This is a genomic window from Streptococcus sp. SG2 (assembly GCF_030439925.1).
Taxonomy (GTDB): domain Bacteria; phylum Bacillota; class Bacilli; order Lactobacillales; family Streptococcaceae; genus Streptococcus; species Streptococcus gordonii.
In genome coordinates, this window is record NZ_JAQFJD010000003.1 from 50,880 (window position 1) to 71,353 (window position 20,474).

Genomic DNA, 20,474 nt, shown 5'->3' on the forward strand with positions numbered 1-20,474 from the left:
TTCAAAAGCGAAAGTCAAGAAAAAAGTTTCCGTGAGAACTATATTTTTTAAAAAAGAAACCGGGAACCAAAGTCCCAGTTCTATCTATTCAAAAAATCTCGCCATTCAGCTATTCTACGCCTCATCAACTCTTCTTTTAATGCTCTAAAAACGTCTATTAAATAGAAAAATGAGGTTCCCTCGTCTCATCTTTACTTTCTTCTTTTCTATGGAAATAGCCACTTAATATGAGGAGCCAATTCGGAAATCTGTTGATGGAGTTCGTTGAAACTAACATCTTTCACATGGTCCAAATTTAAAGAAATGGCACTTGCGTCTTGATCCTTAGGATAAAAATATAGAATTCGAATGTCCGGATCTGCAGACGTCCTATGAGACCGGTAAAGATCATATTCAATCATCTCAATCTCCTGCCATAAGAAGAACTTCTCGCTTTTATCTGATAGCCCTCTTAATCTCATTCCCGATTGATCTATCTCTAGAATCGGAGGTCTATGATTGGAAATATAGCCTAAAACAAACATCAAAATAGCAATGATCCCCACCCCCCAATGGACCATACTTAACATAACATCACTTTCTTCAGTAGTCCGACCATTTCTCTCATCCTCTTTGCTGGTTGGATTACGATAAATTATTTGATTCGCATTATTCTGACTTTCTAATGCAGTAGTCTGCTTATCTAAAGAGGCAAAGCCCATAGTAAAAAAGATTCCCAAGAGCAAGAGAAAGCCTATGAAATAAAAAGTTGAGCCATCGCGCTTATATACTTTCATTCTATCCCCCTATATGAGAATCCCTTCCAAATGATCCAGCTCGTGCTGACAGATTTGAGCTGGAAAGTCTTTCAGAGTTATGGTTTGTGGTTGCCAATTTCGATCTAGGTAATCGACAGTAATTTCTTGATAACGGGTTATAGATCTGCTACCAACAAGAGACAGGCAAGCTTCCTCTGTCTGATAAGGGCCTGACTTAGCGCGCAAGACTGGGTTAAACATAATGATTGGAACCAGCCCGTACATAAAAATGATCACGCGCTTCTTAACCCCAATCATATTGGCCGCAAGACCGACACAGTTTTCTTGATTGGCTAGCAGAGTATCCTGCAAATCTTGAGCAAGGTAGAGATCGGATTTTACAGCTACTTCTGATTTTTGCTGTAAAAAGAGAATATCTTTTACAATAGATTGTTGCATGTTACACCTCATATAATAAAGGCCTGATCAAGTCAGACCTTTACTCCTTTATTTTGCATGTCGTTCACTGATTTCTTTAGCCAGTACAAAGTTACCCAACGTTGCTGAACCATTACCAGCTACAGCTGGTGTCACAATATAATCACGAACATCTGGAACAGGAAGATAACCATTGAGTAGCACTGTGAATTTCTCGCGAACACGGTCCAACATGTGCTGTTGCGCCATTACTCCACCACCAAAGACAATCACATCTGGGCGGAAAGTTACAGTAGCTTGAATCGCAGCTTGAGCAATGTAGTAAGCTTGAATATCCCAGACAGAGCTGTTAAGCTCAATATTTTCACCACGGATTCCGGTACGAGCTTCCAAGCTTGGACCAGCTGCCAGACCTTCCAAACAGCCATTGTGGAAAGGACAGACACCATTAAATTCTTTTTCTACATCCATCGGATGCTTAGCTACATAGTAGTGACCCATTTCTGGGTGACCAGCACCACCGATAAATTCTCCACGTTGAATCGCTCCAGCTCCAATTCCTGTCCCAATTGTATAATAGACTAAGTTTTCAATACGGCCACCAGCATTGTTGCGAGCTACCACTTCTCCAAAAGCGGAACTATTAACATCAGTAGTGAAGTAAATTGGTACATTAAGAGCACGACGAAGGACACCAACGATATCCACATTCGCCCAATGTGGCTTTGGAGTTGTCGTAATGAAACCGTATGTTTTTGAATTTTGATCAATATCAATTGGTCCGAAAGAGCCAACAGCTAAACCAGCTAAATTATCAAAACGAGAGAAAAATTCAATCGTTTTATCTAAAGTTTCAATCGGTGTTGTAGTAGGAAACTGTGTTTTTTCAACAATTTCAAACTTCTCATCACCAACCGCACAGACGAACTTAGTCCCGCCAGCTTCCAAACTTCCATATAATTTTGTCATAAAATTCCTCTTCTTTTATGCTATCAGAATTAAGTTAATCAGACTTCCCTGACACCTTTAATCTGATTTGCAAGTTTTTCTTTTTTGCATTCAATTTATTATAGCATATCTCACGGCAACTATTTCACCAAACTAAATTTTTTTCATGCTTTTTTCAAGACATTTAACCAATATCCTGCTCCTAAAAAATATCCCCCAAGTTTTCTCGGGGGAGTTGTCAATTCACTTCTTACTCATAAATCATTGGAAGCTGACTGTATTATTTTTTATGATCATTTTTGATTCTGGTGAGATATCCGTTTGTTCTAGTGTTATAATCGTTTCACCTTTTTCATCCAATATATGCCAAGCACCATCTTTATGTCCTAACAAAGCAACACCATTCTCTCCGCTATCTTCATCTTTATATGTTGTAGAAAATGCCTGATCCACACCCTCTAGTAAGCGCTCCTCTTTCGTACTAAGGGTTACCAAATAGTAAGCTCCCGCTCGAACACCTAGCGCATACTGATTATCAATCTGAGTGTACTTTTCATAAGCTGAGTGGGAAGATAAGGCGCTACTGAGAGTTTTACTCAATTGTTTCTTCACCTCTTCACTTCTTTTCTCATCTATAGATTGAATTGTTTTCTGTACATCTTTGACCTTAGCAACTTCCTGTCTTTTGGCTTCTCTAGCCTGATAAATCAAGAAGGTTCTCACCAAAAATGAACTCCCAAAAACCAAGCCGACAATCAGAGAAATGACATTACCTTTTTTCTTCATCCGATCCCCCATGTATCTATAAGTAGTATATAAGAAATGTTTCCTTATAACCTATAGCATAACAGAATATTTTTGAGAAAACAAATAAAACCTAGCAGAACTAGGTTTTATGATCTTATTCAACGGTTACTGACTTGGCCAAGTTACGTGGCTTATCAACATCCAGACCACGATGCAGGGTTGCATAATAAGCAACGAGCTGGGTTGGAACGACCATAGAAATCGGTGACAGATAAGGATGTACTTGACTGAGTACAATATCATCATTGTCTTTGGCTACATTTTCTTCAGCAATGGTCAATACATTGGCACCACGAGCTGCTACTTCTTGGATATTTCCCCGCGTGTGGTTGGCAAGGACAGGATCTGATAAGAGGGCCAGAACTGGTGTTCCTTCTTCAATCAAGGCAATCGTACCATGTTTTAATTCACCAGCTGCAAATCCTTCACACTGAATATAAGAAATTTCTTTAAGCTTGAGGCTGGCTTCCATAGCTACATAGTAATCTTGACCACGACCAATATAGAAGGCATTGCGAGTTGTTCCCAAGAGATTGTCAACCTTGCTCTCAATTAGCTCTTTCTCAGAAAGGGTCGATTCAATAGACTGGGCTACCAAGGATAGTTCATGAACAAGGTCAAAGGCTGCAGCTTTTTCCGAAGCATTGGCGTCTCCTACTGCTTTAGCTAAGAATGCCAAGGCAGCAATTTGTGCAGTATAGGCCTTGGTTGAAGCAACCGCGATTTCAGGACCTGCATGAAGAAGCATGGTATGATTGGCTTCACGAGACAAGGTTGATCCTGGCACATTTGTAACTGTTAGGCTTGGAATCCCCATTTCATTGGCCTTGACCAAGACCTGACGACTATCAGCTGTTTCGCCTGACTGACTAATAAAGATAAAGAGTGGTTTTTTACTGAGAAGTGGCATACCGTAGCCCCATTCAGATGAAATTCCCAGCTCAACTGGCGTATCTGTTAATTCTTCAAGCATTTTCTTAGAAGCAAAGCCAGCATGGTAAGAAGTCCCTGCTGCAAGAATGTAAATACGGTCAGCTTCTTGTACAGCCTTGACGATAGCTGGATCTACAACTACTTGCCCGTTTTCATCCGTATAAGCTTGGATGAGTTTACGCATGACAGTTGGCTGCTCATCGATTTCCTTGAGCATATAGTAAGGATAGGTTCCTTTACCAATATCAGACAAGTCTAACTCAGCAGTATAACTTTCGCGTTTCTGAAGGTTACCGTCATAGTCCTGAACCTCTATACTGTCTTTACGAACAATAACCAACTCTTGGTCATGGATTTCCATAAATTGATTGGTTTCCCGAATCATGGCCATGGCATCTGAGCAGACCATATTATAGCCTTCTCCCAGACCGACTAGAAGCGGAGATTTATTTTTTGCAACGTAAATGACCTCTGAATCCTCTGAATCAACCAAGGCAAAGGCGTAAGATCCACGGATAATATGAAGGGCTTTTTTAAAGGCCTCTAGGACTGATAAACCGTCTTCTTCAACAAATTTCCCAATCAAATGCACTGCAATTTCAGTATCTGTCTGACCTTTGAAATGGTGACCTGAAAGGTATTCTTCTTTGATCTCCAAATAGTTTTCAATGACTCCGTTGTGCACCAAGACAAAACGTCCTGTCTCAGAGCGATGAGGATGGGCGTTGCTCTCGCTTGGTTTCCCGTGAGTAGCCCAGCGGGTATGACCAATACCAGTCGAACCTGCCACGTCGATTCCAATTTTAGAACGCAGGTCTGCAATACGGCCGACAGATTTGACCAGGCTAGAATTTTTTCCTGTTGTTACAAAAATTCCAGCTGAGTCATAACCACGGTATTCCAATTTTTCCAAACCCTGCATTAAAATATCTGTTGCGTTGCGATTTCCGACAACTCCGACAATTCCACACATACTTACTAATTGAGTGATGTTCTAAGGACATCACTACTCTCCTTTAAAATTGGTATAGTCTGATTTTATAGAAAAATCATTGTCGAAGTCAGTATACAATGCTTCTTTCTGTTTGTCAAGCCGTAAATCTTTAAAAATTGGTCTAGTTAAGATAAGCTTAAGAAAAACCTATCAACCTTCTAGTTGATAGGTTATTTGTTGACTAAACTAACACATGATAATCTCCTGAATTTGAATAGTTGATATTTCCTTGAGGCAACTTAATCAATTAGCAACTCTTCTCAGAAAAAAACTTCTGGCAAGTTTCTTCTGGATAGCCTAAATTCTTTAAATATTAGTATATTTAAGACCCTTTTTCTCAAGATCTTCAATCCATTCTTCTAGCATATTTCTTTTCACTAAATCCTCAGATAATAAATCTGCCATCATGCATACCTTTTGATAATCATTTTTTGCTTTCTCTAGATTATCTTCTACAAATAAAGCAACCTTCCAATTTAGGGCATGAACAAAAATGTTGTCCTGAAAATCACGTCTTTTTGTCATAATATCATTTAGTACGTTTACAATATCAGGTAATATATCGTATATCCCATAATGGGCCAATACACCTGCTGCTGAAACAATCGTATTTTGAACCTTTTCCAGATCCGATAATGGAAAGTAGTCTGCAGCCAAGATCACTTTACCGAGTAAGTCTACAAATTCTTCCTGATTAAAGTCTCCTAATGCTAAGGAAAGCAAGCGCAATTGAATAATCTCCACATCATTGAAGCTTAATTCCTTTTTCTTCATTGCCTGCTCTAGGTACTCATCTAATAAACCTTGATCAAAGGAAGGATCTTTAGCACTGACCATGTCAACAGTTGCCTGAGCTACCTGAATAGATATTTGCTCCTCTTCTGGTAAATTCTCAAAATAGTTTTCATAAATTTCATCAATAATTTTTTCGAGCAAACAAAGACGTTCTGGATCTCCATAATGATACAAGGTTCGTAGTTGATATTTCAAATCAATGTATTCAGGAGGTAATGCTAAACTATTATTGTTAGCCAAGACATCTAAAGAAACATCAAGCTTGTCAGCAATATACTTTGCTGTTGCAATCGTGGGCAGAGACTGTCCTTTCTCAATCCGTTGGAGCTGACGTGTCGTTAACACATCTTCTAAATCACAGATTGCCTGTCTACTTAATCCTTTGCTTTCACGGAGATTTTGAATCCTTTGTCCCAATTCTGTCTTGAAATCCACCTTTTATTCTCCATTTTTCAAAAATATTGGTGCTATTATAACATATTTTGATATTCAAATCATAGCACAGGCCTACCAACTTTTTGTTGATAGGCCATCTTATTTATTCTTCAAATCCATTCTGCTGACTAAGCTTACGGAACCAATAACCTGATTTCTTAATAATCCGTTCTTGAGTTTCCAAATTCAATTCAATCAGACCATAACGGTTTTTATAGCTATTGAGCCAAGACCAGCAATCGATAAAGGTCCACATGAGATAGCCAGTACAGTTGGCCCCGTCTTGAATGGCACGGTGGAGCTGGCGCAGATGGCCTTTGACAAAGTCAATACGATAATCATCTTGGATAAAGCCATCTTCACGGAATCTTTCTTCACCTTCAACTCCCATTCCATTTTCCGTCAGCATCCATTCGATATTGCCATAATTTTCTTTGATATTTTGAGCGATATCATAAATCCCTTGCTCGTATATTTCCCAGCCACGGTGGGGGTTGATTTTACGACCAGGCATGACATATGGCTCATAAAAATGCTCTGGCAGGAGTGGACTGTCTGGATGCTTGGCAAAACGCGGTGCCATAACCCGCAAAGGCTGGTAGTAATTGACTCCAACGAAGTCCACGGTGTGCTCGCGAATGAGTTCCAACTCCTCCGCTGTATAATCTGGCAGCAAATCATGCTCAGACAAAATCTCCACTAACTCATCTGGATAAGTCCCTAAAACAGATGGATCTAAGAAAGATTGGGCTTGGAAAAGGTCCGCAATATGCGCAGCCTTGAAATCAGCAGGATGCTGGCTACGTGGATAAGCTGGCGTCAAGTTTAGGACAATCCCAATCTTAGAGTCAGGCAAGATTTCATGACAAGCCTTGACTGCAAGGGTACTCGCTAGTTGTGTGTGATAAGCAACCTGAACTGCTGCTTTTGCATCCACCTTGTGAGGATAATGGGCATCATAAAAATAGCCAAACTCCACCGGAACGATAGGTTCATTAAAGGTAATCCATTGGTCCACCAAGTCTCCGTAAGTCTCAAAACAGAAGCGAGCATAGTCCTCATAGGCCTTGATGGTTGCCTTATTTTCCCAACCATCGCCATCTTCTTGAAGGGCAAAAGGCAGGTCAAAGTGGTAGAGATTGACTAAAAGACGGATTCCCTTAGCCTTAATGGCTTCAAATACCTGACGGTAGAAAGCCACTCCTTGAGGATTAACTTCGCCTCGGCCTTGTGGGAAAATCCGTGACCACTGGATAGAAGTTCGGAAGGCTGTATGACCTGTCTCGACTAGAAGATCAATATCTTGCTCCCAATGTTGATAAAAAGTAGATGTTTGTTCTGGACCGATTTCATTGTAGTAACGATTGGGCTCCACTTGGTACCAGTAATCCCAGAGATTGTCACCCTTGCCGTCACCAGGCACGCGACCTTCAGTTTGCGGACCAGATGTGGAAGAACCCCAAACAAAGTCTTTTGGAAATGTAAGCATATGGTTACCTCACTTTATAAAAGTCACCTTCATTATACTCTTTCTGATGGTATAAAAACAGGACCTATTTATTCCAATTTTTCTGCTTTTTAAAGAGAAAAATTCTAAATAGATCTCTAGCTTTATCTGATTCATTAGTCTACTTGCTGGCGGTAGGCCTTTGGCGACTTGCCACAGAGTTTTCTAAACACCTTGTAAAAATATCCAACATTGCTGTAGCCCACTGCATAACAGACATCTTCAATACTGTCATTGGTTGACAAAAGCAACTGTTGGGCTGCCTTAATCCTCTGCTTATTCAGAAGCTCAGCAAAGGTCGAATTGGTCTCACGCTTAATCAACTGTCCTAGGTAGACCGGATTGATAAAGAGGTCTTTACTGATATCCTTTAAAGACAGATCCTTTTGATAATCGCGACCAATGACTTCTAGAACACTGGCAACATTTTCATTCATACGATACTGAGCAAATAAATGAGTTAGCTTTTGCTTGATATAGTCTAGCAGGTCCTCAAAGGACGTCATGCCTTCAATTTCCTTGATAATGCTGGTCATATCATCTGGTTTCAAATGCTCGAACAAATGATAAACATCCATTATAAATTGAATAAAGAGCTGTTTGGTAATCGATATCCTTGGTGTGTGGCTCAAGACGACACCTTTTAGCAAGTCTAACTCATCCAAAATCTGATTGATATTCCCCTGAATAATCACACGATACATGGGTTCGTAGTATTGGAAAAGGGGATCTGCCTGTTGCAGACCAACCGTCCCATAAAAGACAACTTTCTCAAGATTGAATTTGAATTGTTGCAAATTTTCTTTGTAAGGAGACACCAGCTCTATCTGGTAGAGGCTCTCTTCTTTCGTACGTGATAGGAAAAGATATAAGGTCTGACCAGATACGGAATACGAAGTAGAAGCAATACCTTGAGGTACTCGGCTAGCTCCTAGCCAAATTGTTCCTTCCTTTTCTAACAGTCTAGTCAAATCCTCCTCTGATAGACCATCTTGGAAAATTGCTTCCATTTGATGGTGAGAAGATTGGTCAAATTGCTGGGAAAGTTTCTCTAAAATAGCTGCAAGCTCAACCTTATTGACAGGTTTGACCAAATAATCAGCCACCTGCAAATTTAGGGCCTTTTTGACATATTCAAACTCCTGATAGCCTGACAAGATGATAAAGGCGAGTTTAGGCAGGCTTTCTTTCATCTGGGCAATCATTTCTAGACCATTCATACCTGGCATATTGACATCGGTGATGACCAAATCAACAGGATTGTTTTTAACATAGTCTAGCGCTTCTTCAGCATCATTGGCTGTTGCCACAACCTCCATATTCCATTTTTCAAAAGGGATGAGAACTTTCAGACCTTCGGTAATCATGTATTCATCATCAACTAGTAATACTTTATGCATGGTGTTTTCTTATTCATCCTTGATCTCTATAATATAGCGAACGCCCCTATTTTCTCCCGACTCTACAGCAATGCTATAGCGATCTCCAAAGAAAAGCAAGAAACGTTCGTGGATATTGATAATCCCAATCGAGGTCCTTTTCTCCTTATTTTCCGAATTTTCCAATCGACGCTTGGCTAAAATTTGCTGGATTTCTGCAAGCTTGTCAACCTTTATTCCACGGCCATTGTCTTGAACAATGATTTGAACTGCATCAGATTTTTTCAAGACTTTGACACTGATTACATTATCCTTTCTGCGATAGTCTACACCGTGGACGAAATAGTTCTCCACCAAAGGCTGGATAGTAAACTTAGGAATAATCATTCCTTTAAGCTCCTCAGCAATGGTAAAGCCATAAGCAACCGAGTTTGGATGGCGCACCATACAGAGATAACTATACTTACGACAGAACTCCAATTCGCTTTCCAGGGTCACCTGCGTCTCATCAGAAATATTGTTTCTCAGCAAGCTACTAAATTCATAAATAATATCCGCAAGTTCTTCTTGACTCTTCATAACCGCATACATACGGATAAACTCCAGAGTGTTATACATAAAATGCGGATTGATTTGGGCCTGCAAAGCCCGCATATTGGCATCTTTTTGACTCAGCTGTAGCTGGTAGATGTCATGAATATTGCGGTCGAGATTATCCAACATGGTGTTGGTGTTATCAGCAATCAAAAGCAATTCCTGCTCCTTGGTTGCAGTCTCAATCCTTAAGTGACTGTCTCCTTGTCCTATCGCTTGGATCGTATCCACCAAATCAATAACTTGGCGCTGATAGTTGCGGAATACTCGTTGCAGAATCAGATAAAGACTTCCTGTTAGAATTGCACTAATAGCCACTATGGCAATGGCATTTACTAAACTTCTCTCTAAAACATAATGTTCTGGGACAGCCACTTGAACACCATAGCCATGAGGTGTCTCCTTGACCAGCCAATTCTTACTTTTCCCTTCCCCAAATGTCAGCATATTTTTTTGAAATGGCGAAGTTATTTTTACCAGTACAGGGGTTGTATTTCGAATATTGTCAATCGTTTGTTCAAAAACTTGGGAATCAATCGTTAGATAAACGACCCCGATATGGTTGCTGGTGACACTGTCATAAATAGGAATTGGAAAAGCATTCTTAGCTGGCTTATATTTACTAGCTTCAACTTGCATTCCTCCTTGTTTTTGACGAGTTGAAACAAAGACTGTCTTATAATCCTGCAATGCAATATCAAAACCAGCCACAAAATCATTCTGCAGATAAATATCGGCAACATTCTCGTGTAGCGAAACTTCAACGATCCCAAGAAGGCCATTATTTAAACGCCAATAAATGTACTCAGATGGCGACATGGTGAAATAATTATAGACACCTTCTAACTTGGCCTGGTTTCCTACAAGGCTTTTAGTGATTTGAACACCACGCTGATAGTAGGATTCAACTTCATCAACCAGTCTTGTTGAAATACGCTGGGAAGTTTCTGTTACTTCTTGAACCTTGGACTGCCAACTGGCATAAGAGATTAACAAAGCTACAAAACCGACAATGACAAACATGGTCATCGCATAGACTCTTAGCAAGGAATTTAACCAAAATTTTTTCATGGTTGGTCCACTAATCTAGAAGCAATCAACTGATAGACTGGTTCTAATAAATCACTGATAAAGAAATGCCAAGCACCCAGAAAGACAAAGAAAACCAAGGCAGGCATGTAATAAAAGATTGCCATAATCATGGCCGTTCCAAATGCAATCTTAAACATTGCACCTACATTCAAAAACATGCCAATAAAGGAAAGCTTAATCGAATTAATATAAGATAACTCGAAATAAACTTGCAATTTCAAATAAACCGCGTAAGCTAGTGGCAATAGAAGAGCTAAAAGCAGGTTTAAAATACTGATAATCACAGTTAAAATAGACTGAGGAAGCTGAACAAGAAGATAGAGGCCATACAAGAAAACTGCCTCAATTGAAAGTAGGGTATAAAAAACCTGGTTAGAACGAAGGAAATTTTCTTTAAATAAGGACCAAGCTTCTTGCCACTTATAAGCTTTATAATCATAACGATACTGGGCAAAAAGAGTCATTAAAACCGTACTAGCAGGTGCTAGGCCAAACAAGACGCCTCCACAAAGAGTCAGGACTAAAAAAATCCCCGATGCCAGCATTGCCATATAAATTTTTTGAAAAACAAATTCAATAAATTTTCCCATATCCTACCTCTTCTATTTCATCTTCAATCTAAAGTTCATATGAACAAATTATACCATATTTTAGTTCCTTGCTCTTTTCAAAATTGAACAATCGAACAAGAAAAAAACAAGGAGGTCGGGATCTACGTCCCAACCTCAATGTTTACCTCGGCTTATTTTTTAGCAGCCAAAAATTCATCGTATTGTTTTTGCATTTCTTTCAGTACTCTGTCGTAAGCACCTTCAGATTTAAGTTTTTCCATCAATTCTGGAATAGCTTTTTCTGGGTCTACTGTACCAGTGTTAATAGCTGTATCAAATTGTTGCATTGTGTTTGTAACAGCTGTGATATCAGATTTAACTGGTTCTGTGTTGAAGATAAATCCAAGAGCTGGTGATTCTTTTGCTTCAGCCAATTCTTTCTTAGAATCTTCAATTTGTTGATCAGTTACATTTTCGTTGATGTAAAGGATCCAGTTGTTACCAGTGTTCCATCCAGACATGTGAGTGTTTCCGTTATAGCCATCCAAGACTTTTACACGGTTTTCTGAACCTTTAACTTTTTCCCAGTTTTCTCCTTCTGGTCCATAAACAAGTCCATTAAGAAGTTCTGGGTTAGTGTTCAATTCGTTCAACACTTGCATTGCTTTTTCTTTGTTCTTAGAGTTGTTTGAGATGACAAAGTTAGCAACTTGAGTTGTTTGGTTTTTCTTGATGAATTTAGTAATTGGTTTGATTTCGATCTTACGGTTTGCTACACGTGAAAGCAAGCTGTTACCATAGTCAGCAGGACCTACTGTTTCTTCACGAACAAGCCATGTATCGCTGTTGTGTTCGTAAGTGGTATCACTTGTTGCTACGTCTTTAGGAATATATCCAGCATTGTAGAATTTGTGAAGAGTCTTCAAGTGTTCTACAAAGCGAGGAACTTCATAACGGTTGACGATCTTAGTAGTATCGCCTTCCATGTCGATAACAAATGGAAGACCGTTTGCTACTGGATAGTCAAAGTTTTCTGATGGAATGAAGTTTTTACCAATTGCAAATGGTACAACGTTTGGATCTTTTTCTTTGATTGCTTTCAAAACAGGTTCAAGTGTTTCATATGAATTCACGTTTGAAATGTCAATTCCATATTTTTCCAAAAGAGGTCCGTTGAAGGCAAAGTTTTGTGATGATGCAACGTTAGCCGCTACTGGAACAGCATAGATCTTACCATTTACAGTGTTACCTTTGATGTAAGCGGGGTCGAGAGCTTTGTAAAGTTCTTTCCCTTCTTTCTTATAAAGGTCTGTCAAGTCAGCATATGCACCTTTTTGAGCAGTTACAACATAGTTATCAGCAAAAGCGATATCATAGTTTTCACCAGATGAAGTAATTACAGACATTTTCTTGCTGTAGTCACCCCAACCAAGGTATTGCATTTCTAATTTAGCATTAACTTTCTTTTCCAAGATCTTGTTAGCATTTTCCAACAATTTGTCCAAGTTGTCTGGTTTATCACCAATTTGGTACATCTTAATGGTTGTTGGACCATTTTCTGAACTAGATGATTTACTGCTACCGCAGGCAGCCAAAGCTGTAATCAAGAGTGCGCTGGCTGAGAAGAGTGCGACTTTTTGCCACTTTTTCATAAGAAAAACTCCTTTATTTTTATTTTTTGATAAACAATTTAATGAACTGATAAGCTCAGTTACGAAGCTTGCTTCAAGGAAGACCAAACTTGACAGGCAGTTTTAGGACTTTTATTCCTTGACCCCACCAATCGTTAAACCTTTTACGAAATAACGTTGGAAGAATGGGTAGAGCATTGCAATTGGCAAGGTTGCCACAACCACCATGGCCATACGACCAGTTTCTTTAGGCAGTCCACTGGCTGCCCCAACAACTTGTGATGACAGACCTGATGATTTTGCGATGTAGTCCATATTTGATTGGATTTGCATCAGCAAGTATTGCAAAGGATAGAAATCTGGATTTTTGATATAAAGCAAGGCATTGAACCAGTCATTCCAATAAGCTAGAGCTGTGAAGAGACTGATTGTTGCAATACCTGGTAGAGCAAGTGGTAAACAAATTTGGAAGAAAATCCGTGTTTCACTTGCACCATCAATCTTAGCTGATTCAAGAATTGCCTCTGGAATCGTCCGTTTAAAGAAGGTACGCATCAAGATAATGTTAAATGGAGAAAGCAACATTGGTATAATTAAGGCCGCAATGGTATCTCCGATTCGTAGCAACTGAGTTACCACGATGTAACCTGGAATCATACCTGCATTAAAGAGCATGGTAATCAAAGCAAATACTGTAAAGAAGCGTTTGTATTTAAATGTTCTTCTAGAAATTGCATATGCGTATGTCGTTGTCATGAAGACATTGACGCTGGTACCGACTGCTGTCACAAATAGAGTGATAAAAAGGGAGTTTAAAATTTTGTCCTTAAACTGTACTAGGAAAAGGTAACCGTCAAAGCCAAATTTAGAAGGCCAGAAGCTGAAACCATTTGTCGCTATCACAGACTCATTTGTAATAGAGATCATAATAACGAAGATAAATGGTAAGATACAAGATAGGGCAATAATCCCAATTAAAATACTGAAAAATAAGTTAGCTGGCTTACTGAAGGCATGGATACCAACGTTATCGATTTTTTCTTTTTTGATTTTTTCCGATTTTTTCATTGGTTCCTCCTTTCTAGAATAGCGCAGAATCTTTATCTATGCGACGAACAATCAAGTTAGATACTAAAACGAGTATTAAACCGACAACGGATTGGTACAATCCTGCGGCTGCGGCCATTGTGATGTCCCCAGTTCCTGAAAGTCCGTTGTAGACATATACGTCCAAAACGTTGGTAACGCTATAGAGAGATCCTCCTCCTCCGTTACGGGTTACTGTATAGAAGAGACCGAAATCCGCGCGGAAGATATTTCCGACTGCTAGAATGGTCAAGACCGTAATCAGAGGTGTCAGCTGAGGCAAGGTAATGTGGCGAATGCGTTGCCACTTAGTAGCACCATCCACTGTTGCAGCTTCATAGTAGGTCGGGTCAATCCCCATAATGGTTGCATAGTAGATAACACTACTATATCCAAGCCCCTTCCAAATACCCAAGAAGAGCAAAAGAGCCGGCCAAATTCCTAAAGTTGTATAGAAGTTAATGGCTTCCTTTCCAAAACCTTGAAGCAAGTGATTAATCAGTCCTTTATCAATGTTTAAGAAAGCATCTACAAAGTAACTGATAATAACCCAAGACAAGAAATAAGGGAAGAGCATCGAAGTTTGGTAAACTTTCACTAACTTCTTAGATCGCATTTCACTAAAGATAATCGCAATCGCCACCGCAGCAATCAAACCTAGAATGATAAATCCAAAGTTGTAGAGCAGGGTATTACGGGTAATAATAAATGCGTCCCTCGAACTAAATAGGAATTTGAAGTTATCCCATCCCACCCATTTACTATTTAAGATACTGGCAATGAAACCATCAGGGTGAATATGGAAATCCTGAAAGGCAACTACGTTTCCGAAAACCGGAATGTAGAAGAATAAAATCAACCAAATAACTCCTGGCAGAACCATGAGCAAGAAAACGAAATTTTCTTTTAATGTTTTTATCAACTTTTTCATGCAAATCTCCCTTTCTATTTAGTTGACACCGTTTTCACATTTCTATTATATGCTTTTTTAAAAATAATTTTAAACTCCAAATTATAGAAAAAACTATACAAATTATTTATCCAATTTATAGATAAAAATGAGATGAAAAAGCCGACCCCCAAAAGGTCGGCTTTTTGCTAAGTCGTATAAATCGTTGAGGCCGTTGCAATCAAGTGCCATTGGTTGGCCGTTGTCGCTGTCAAACCATGGTCCTTATAGAAATCATTAAAAGGCAAGATTTCTTGTTCTAATTCTTCAACCTTCTCGATGTTACCGCAAGTATATTGCTGCAGACGTTCTTGTGCTCGTTTGATCCGTTTGAGTAAACCTCCAAAACGGATGTCAATTGTGTCCAAGCCAAAAATCTTATTTTCCTGCTGCCATTGACGACTGAATTGCTCTGAAAAGTCTTCAACCATTTGGTAAAGCTGAGGCAAATCTTTTTCGGCCAAGTCTGCCAAACCTTCCTTATCCCCTTCACGGTAGGCTTTCTGAATGCCATATGTTACGGAAATCTTCAAGGCTAAGAGTGCATTTAACTGGCTCTGGGTCTCAAAAAGATAGGCATAATCGCCCGCTGTTTGCCTAACTTCTTTTAACTGTTGAGCAGATGCTTCAAAATGCTGTTTGTCTTCTTCTGGTCGAATATGGCGTTCCAGCAAAGGACAGAGGATATCTTGATAAAAGACATAGCGATTTGGATTGATACCACTAAGATTTTCTGGTAAACCTGGCAAAAGATTGGCCAAATCTATTTTCATAAAATCATCAAAGTCAAGCCCTGTACTCACTAAAAAGTGTTCTGAAACTTTCTTCAAGTCATTTCGATAAGCTAGTTCCGCCCAAATCTGCAGAGCAGGTAAGATTGAGAATTGAGAAGATTCTCCACCATTATCTCCCCAGCCTGTCACAATCACTTCCTTGACTTGATTTTTCCGACAAGCCTTATTGGCTTCGATAGCTACCAAGCGACTGAAATGATTATGAGGTGTAAAGCCAATCCACTTCCAAGCACCGCCTGCAAAGGCAATATCTTGGCTGATTTTATGATGATTTTGGAAGTTACGATTGTATTTCTCCTCGCTATCCTGATAATAATCCCAATAAACCAAGGTCACTCGCTCTTTAAGGCGATCCAGATAAACTCGGGTTTCTTCTGGAATTTCCACATCACGGTCGTACTGACCATCTGCAGACATGAGTTTGAAGAACATATCGCTCCACATCTGACAGTGGAAGCCATACTTATCTGCAATATCCAAGACTCGCTCAAGGTGTTGGCACATGAGAAGACTGCGATTTTGGAAACCATGTTGAATCAAATAACGTCCGAGACCGACCAAGTGGGCTTCGTCCATGCCGATATTAATCTTGCGTGTACGCAGATGGGCCATGGTCTGGAACATACCTTCGATTAGGTCATAAACTTTTTCTTCACCAATCAGTAAAATATCCTCAACATCTCGCAGTTCTTGCACTTCCTTGACACCCCATTTGACAAAAGCTGACAAGTGAGCCAAGGTCTGAATACAAGGAACAAAGGCTATATCAAAATCTGCTGCATAATCTTCAATCTCTTGCAATTCTGCAACGGTGTAGCGTCCTCTGAAATAGCCAAAATAAGGCTGATTTTCTATCTCGTAGGTGTCTTCCATATAAAGTTCAAAGGTGGAATACCCCATCAAAGCCAAGACCTCAATCATCTGCTTAGCTGCGTTTAGGTTTAAGACGGCATTGCGGGAACAGTCAGCCATATAGGCCAAATCCTCATAGGCTGCTTCTTCCTCAATCTGCACTTCGTCTTGACCTGATCCAAGCGCAGAAGATAAAAGCACCAAAGCTCGATAGAGCTGATGAGGTTGCTTAAAACTAACTTGATAACGCCCCTGACGTCCTTCAACCTTGATCGATGTAGCTGAATCAGTGACAAGACTGACTTCAATCTCGCCCAAGTTCAAATAGTCTTCTAAGCGAGCAAGAGCTTTTTCTTGTTTACTAGATAATCCTAAGAATGTGGCCATTGGCCTTCCTCCTGTAACCAGTTTACTAAAGCACCATATAGATTAGCCTCTCCTTGGTAGGTACAGGCCAGAATCTCTGGTACAACCGAATATTCTTCATAGCGATCAACATAATAAGCAATCGCTGAGCGGACACCTTGAATAAAGTCAGGATTTTGGCTGATAGAGCCACCCAGACTTATCACATCCGGATCAAATAAATATTGGATATTGAGCAGCCCCTTGGCAAGATTTCGGTTCATCTGCTCAATTGCAGCTTGACAAGTTTCATCTCCTGCAGCTGCAGTGTCATAGATCTTCTTACCATTCCAGTCTTGCGAGCCGGTACTAGCTTGAACAGAGCGAACAAGACTACCTGTCGAAGCAAGAAGTGACCAATTCCCTAGCGTCTCAGCTGGTTCAGACAAGAGCATATAACCAAATTCTCCACCCAGATGGTGTTTGCCACGGTGCAATCTGCCATTGAGAATCATGGCGCCACCAATACCAGTGCCAACGACCACGCAGGCTGCATTTTCTAGCTCTGGGTGAGCTAGCAGCTCGCTTAAACCAACGCAGTTGGCATCATTTTCTAAATGAATCGGTAGATCATAAGAGGCTAGCTTATCATACCATGAAAAGCCGTGAATATAAGGCACTGCGCTAATCCCACCAATAATACCTGTTGCTCGATCAACTGCCCCAGGCACACTCATGGCAATGCCCTGGTAAGCTCTCTTAGAAAGGCAAGAATCCAACCAAGCCAGCAAGTCACCTAAATTGTCAGGCGTTGCAAGCTCTTGCTTTTCCAGTATTTCCCCTTCTTTAGACATAGCCGCAAACTTGATACCTGTTCCACCTATATCGACTGTTGCAATGACCATGCTTTTCTCCTTTTATTGTTTTGTAAATTTTAAGACTGAGATAAAATATCTGACTCTCAGTTTAACCACGCTTCAAAAGCTCTGTTCGGATTTCCTGTGGTCCTAGGACTCCGGACTTTTCAGGCACTACTTCTTCTAAAAGGTTAACTAGCGTTTGGGAAGAAGTAGTCACTTCCTGCTCTTCTTGGGTCATATTATAGTAACGAAGGATGATTCCTGACTCGTCTTCAGCCACTTTCAAGGCCGTTGGACAGATTTCAGGCATACTGAGAGCTGGATGATCTAGGGCTTGTCCAGTTGCTGCGACACTGCCTTCTTGTTTGGAAATTTGCAGAGCTGTCAACGGAGTTTGGAAGGCTTTCGCCCGACCATAAGCGCTAAAGCGCTCTTGCGGTTGATGACATTCCACAGTGTACTCAACTTGGAAGTCACGCAAGCACTGGGCTTCTGGTGTTGGGAAGTAGCCCCAGTCGCCCAGCTCACCTGTCGCCCGTAGAATAGTTACGGCAATCGTATCATCGCCTAAAATCTCATATTCATTTAGACCTTTATTAGCTACTGTTACTGCTTTTTGGTCATCATAAAGACTGACAAAAGCTTGCTGGTGCTGTGGATTTTCTGGATTTTCCCATGAAGCAGCTGGTTGATTATTACGACGAACTACTTCATAAATGCTGTCTGAATCGTTGGTTTTACTGCTGTTGTGGGTTCTGAAAAGAACACGGATGCGGTGATCCTTAGCAGTATTTGAAAAGCGAGTCTTAAAGCGCAGCTGCGGACTGTCCACAAAGACTGTCAACTCAGTTGTTAAGATCATGGTTGTCACTTCTGACGAACGACCTGCTGAGCGAGTCATAAATTCTACGATGCCTTTTTGCTCTTGCTCAAGCACATCATCAGCGCTTACTGGCAAGGTCAATTCATGGCTCAACTCTACTTTAGTATAGCGGGCATTATTTTCCAAAACCTTAACGCCAGCCAGTTTTGCATAGATCGGTTCTGTATTTTTTGGCTGGAAGTAGATATACTCATTTCCAATATCGCCACGATCTTCAAATCGGAGGAAATCTTCATAGGCTTCATGAGTTGACTTATCGTAAACGGTCAAGTCTTCATCAAAGCTAACAGTCACAAACGGAGTATCAATCACGCCATTGCGGTAGAGGCCTTCATGCTCTTCTTTTGCACCAGGAAGCAATTGGAAGGTTTTCCAAGACAAAGCAGCCAGGTGAACCGGCAAAGTTACGCGCAACTGACGAGCAATATAAGCCTGACGGAAACGATCTTTCGGAAGATCATATTGGAAATGAGCTCCCAAATCTTCGATTTTGGCTTCGACAGGACGACCATCCAAATCTTTAACAATCAAGTCTGGAATCGTCAGCTCCGCCATTCTCCGGTAGGCTTCTGTCGGATGCGCTTCCTTGAAATCACAAGTCGCAAAGGTCACATCTACAGAAACAGTATCGACCTTATCATGGAGCCCAGTATTGACAACAGTGAAGAGCAGGTCACTCTCAGCTTGATGGCTATCTAATTTGCGTTTCCATTCTTCTAGCAGGTTGCCTTTGACGAATTCTCCCACTTGATTAACTTTGGCAAAGCGGGTCTCCATTTCACGGTGAACTTCGTCTACACTACAGCCACAAATACTATCGTGCGGAGCATTTTGCAAGAGAGTCTTCCAAGCATAAGTCAGCTGATCTTTGTGATTGTGACCGCCTGTAATAACAGTTAGTGGCTCAACCACCTGCTCTAGCAAGTTGCTGTTTTCTTGGAAAGCTTGTTTTAGATAGATACGAGCTGAGGAAGTATTAGCCAGAGTGTACCAACCGTCTGTTTCTTGACTGGTCAATTCGCCCTGAACTGTAGACAATTCCTCAGGAAGAGCTGCTTCCACAGCCTGCATATAGTCATCAAAAGAACTATGCACAAAGTTAATATCTGGATAAAGCTCATTGGCTACTCGGATAGCTTGGCTGAGATTGCGCTGAACTGGCTGGTGGTCACAGCCGTTCATCATCAGCCATTGGTTTGTAGAGGCGTAGCTCTTCACGTCTGCTAACTTTTGCTCCCAAAAAATCTTAGCTTCTTTTGGATCTGCTGGAATTTCATTTCCATTGCTATACCAGTTGGCAAAAAGGATACCTAAAACCTTACTGCCATCGGCACCTTGCCAGTACATTTCAGAGTACTGAGAAGTGAATTGCTCATCCTCTAAGACTTGGTTGTCAAATCCGATTGGCTTCACTCCTCGACCGAAAGCAGCTACTTGAATACCAGATTGCTGCAAAAGCTGAGGCGCTTGCCCCATATTCCCAAAAGTATCTGGGAAATAACCAATCTGAGTAGACTTGCCCCACTTCTTGCACTCCTGCTGACCAATCAAGGTATTGCGGACATTTGCTTCGCTGGAAATCAGATAGTCATCCTGCAAGATATAGAAAGGACCGATCTTTAATTTACCTTCATCAATGTAGCGCTGCAGCTTGTCCCGGTTTTCAGGACGGATTTCTAGATAATCATCCAGGACAATGGTCTGTCCGTCTAGATGGAAACTTTTAAAGTCAGGATCGTTTTCAAAAAGATCAAAAAGGTTGTCAAATAACTCTACCAGCTGCATCCGGTGGGACTCAAAAGGGAGATACCATTCTCGATCCCAGTGGCTGTGAGAAATAATATGTACAGTAATATTTTCCATT

The 20,474-nt window shown here is 40.5% G+C and carries 16 protein-coding genes; all 16 read right to left on the reverse strand.

The genetic code is table 11. The annotated features are described in order from the left end of the window. Window positions 1-206: 206 nt before the first annotated feature. The 16 genes from PCY09_RS07175 to PCY09_RS07250 all read right to left on the reverse strand — a co-directional run bounded on the left by PCY09_RS07175 (window position 207) and on the right by PCY09_RS07250 (window position 20,473). Window positions 207-776: a hypothetical protein gene (locus PCY09_RS07175; protein WP_061596786.1), complete on the reverse strand. Its 570-nt coding sequence runs from the start codon at window positions 774-776 to the stop codon at window positions 207-209. Window positions 777-785: 9 nt separating this feature from the next. Further along, window positions 786-1,196 carry a peptide deformylase gene (locus PCY09_RS07180; protein ID WP_061596784.1) on the reverse strand — a complete coding sequence of 137 codons (411 nt, stop codon included), beginning with the start codon at window positions 1,194-1,196 and terminating at the stop codon, window positions 786-788. Between the two features lie 48 nt (window positions 1,197-1,244). Next, entirely contained in the window at window positions 1,245-2,144 is a 900-nt protein-coding gene (scrK, locus tag PCY09_RS07185; RefSeq protein ID WP_045773521.1) for a fructokinase ScrK, read from the reverse strand. A gap of 240 nt (window positions 2,145-2,384) precedes the next feature. Further along, window positions 2,385-2,909 carry a hypothetical protein gene (locus tag PCY09_RS07190; protein WP_061596801.1) on the reverse strand — a complete coding sequence of 175 codons (525 nt, stop codon included), beginning with the start codon at window positions 2,907-2,909 and terminating at the stop codon, window positions 2,385-2,387. A 115-nt stretch (window positions 2,910-3,024) separates the two neighbouring features. Then, the gene (gene glmS, locus PCY09_RS07195) at window positions 3,025-4,836 is read right to left on the reverse strand and encodes a glutamine--fructose-6-phosphate transaminase (isomerizing) (RefSeq protein WP_061594151.1); all 1,812 of its coding nucleotides are present in this window, start codon (window positions 4,834-4,836) and stop codon (window positions 3,025-3,027) included. 327 nt (window positions 4,837-5,163) lie between these two features. Beyond that, window positions 5,164-6,087, reverse strand: a complete 924-nt coding sequence (locus PCY09_RS07200) for an XRE family transcriptional regulator (protein WP_301556701.1) — start codon at window positions 6,085-6,087, stop codon at window positions 5,164-5,166. Between the two features lie 103 nt (window positions 6,088-6,190). Then, window positions 6,191-7,576 carry a glycoside hydrolase family 1 protein gene (locus tag PCY09_RS07205; protein ID WP_227221471.1) on the reverse strand — a complete coding sequence of 462 codons (1,386 nt, stop codon included), beginning with the start codon at window positions 7,574-7,576 and terminating at the stop codon, window positions 6,191-6,193. Window positions 7,577-7,710: 134 nt separating this feature from the next. Next, window positions 7,711-8,994, reverse strand: coding sequence for a response regulator transcription factor (locus PCY09_RS07210; RefSeq protein ID WP_301556702.1), 1,284 nt, complete (start codon window positions 8,992-8,994; stop codon window positions 7,711-7,713). Window positions 8,995-9,003: 9 nt separating this feature from the next. Then, window positions 9,004-10,638, reverse strand: coding sequence for a sensor histidine kinase (locus PCY09_RS07215; protein ID WP_125397163.1), 1,635 nt, complete (start codon window positions 10,636-10,638; stop codon window positions 9,004-9,006). Continuing rightward, the gene (locus tag PCY09_RS07220) at window positions 10,635-11,249 is read right to left on the reverse strand and encodes a YesL family protein (protein ID WP_012130799.1); all 615 of its coding nucleotides are present in this window, start codon (window positions 11,247-11,249) and stop codon (window positions 10,635-10,637) included. Before PCY09_RS07220 ends, PCY09_RS07215 begins: the two co-directional genes overlap by 4 nt. 152 nt (window positions 11,250-11,401) lie before the next feature. Next, on the reverse strand, window positions 11,402-12,862 hold the full coding sequence (locus PCY09_RS07225) for an ABC transporter substrate-binding protein (protein ID WP_012130800.1): 1,461 nt from the start codon (window positions 12,860-12,862) through the stop codon (window positions 11,402-11,404). Between the two features lie 111 nt (window positions 12,863-12,973). Continuing rightward, entirely contained in the window at window positions 12,974-13,909 is a 936-nt protein-coding gene (locus PCY09_RS07230; RefSeq protein WP_008809750.1) for a carbohydrate ABC transporter permease, read from the reverse strand. A 13-nt stretch (window positions 13,910-13,922) separates the two neighbouring features. Continuing rightward, window positions 13,923-14,858, reverse strand: coding sequence for a sugar ABC transporter permease (locus PCY09_RS07235; RefSeq protein ID WP_125397164.1), 936 nt, complete (start codon window positions 14,856-14,858; stop codon window positions 13,923-13,925). 167 nt (window positions 14,859-15,025) lie between these two features. Further along, window positions 15,026-16,909, reverse strand: a complete 1,884-nt coding sequence (locus tag PCY09_RS07240; RefSeq protein ID WP_061601899.1) for a family 20 glycosylhydrolase — start codon at window positions 16,907-16,909, stop codon at window positions 15,026-15,028. Continuing rightward, window positions 16,894-17,772 (reverse strand): ROK family protein, encoded by an 879-nt coding sequence (locus PCY09_RS07245; protein ID WP_046164621.1) that lies wholly within the window; start codon window positions 17,770-17,772, stop codon window positions 16,894-16,896. The genes PCY09_RS07240 and PCY09_RS07245 overlap by 16 nt, the downstream gene beginning before the upstream one ends. A 61-nt stretch (window positions 17,773-17,833) precedes the next feature. After that, the gene (locus tag PCY09_RS07250) at window positions 17,834-20,473 is read right to left on the reverse strand and encodes an alpha-mannosidase (RefSeq protein WP_125397165.1); all 2,640 of its coding nucleotides are present in this window, start codon (window positions 20,471-20,473) and stop codon (window positions 17,834-17,836) included. Window position 20,474: the final 1 nt, after the last annotated feature.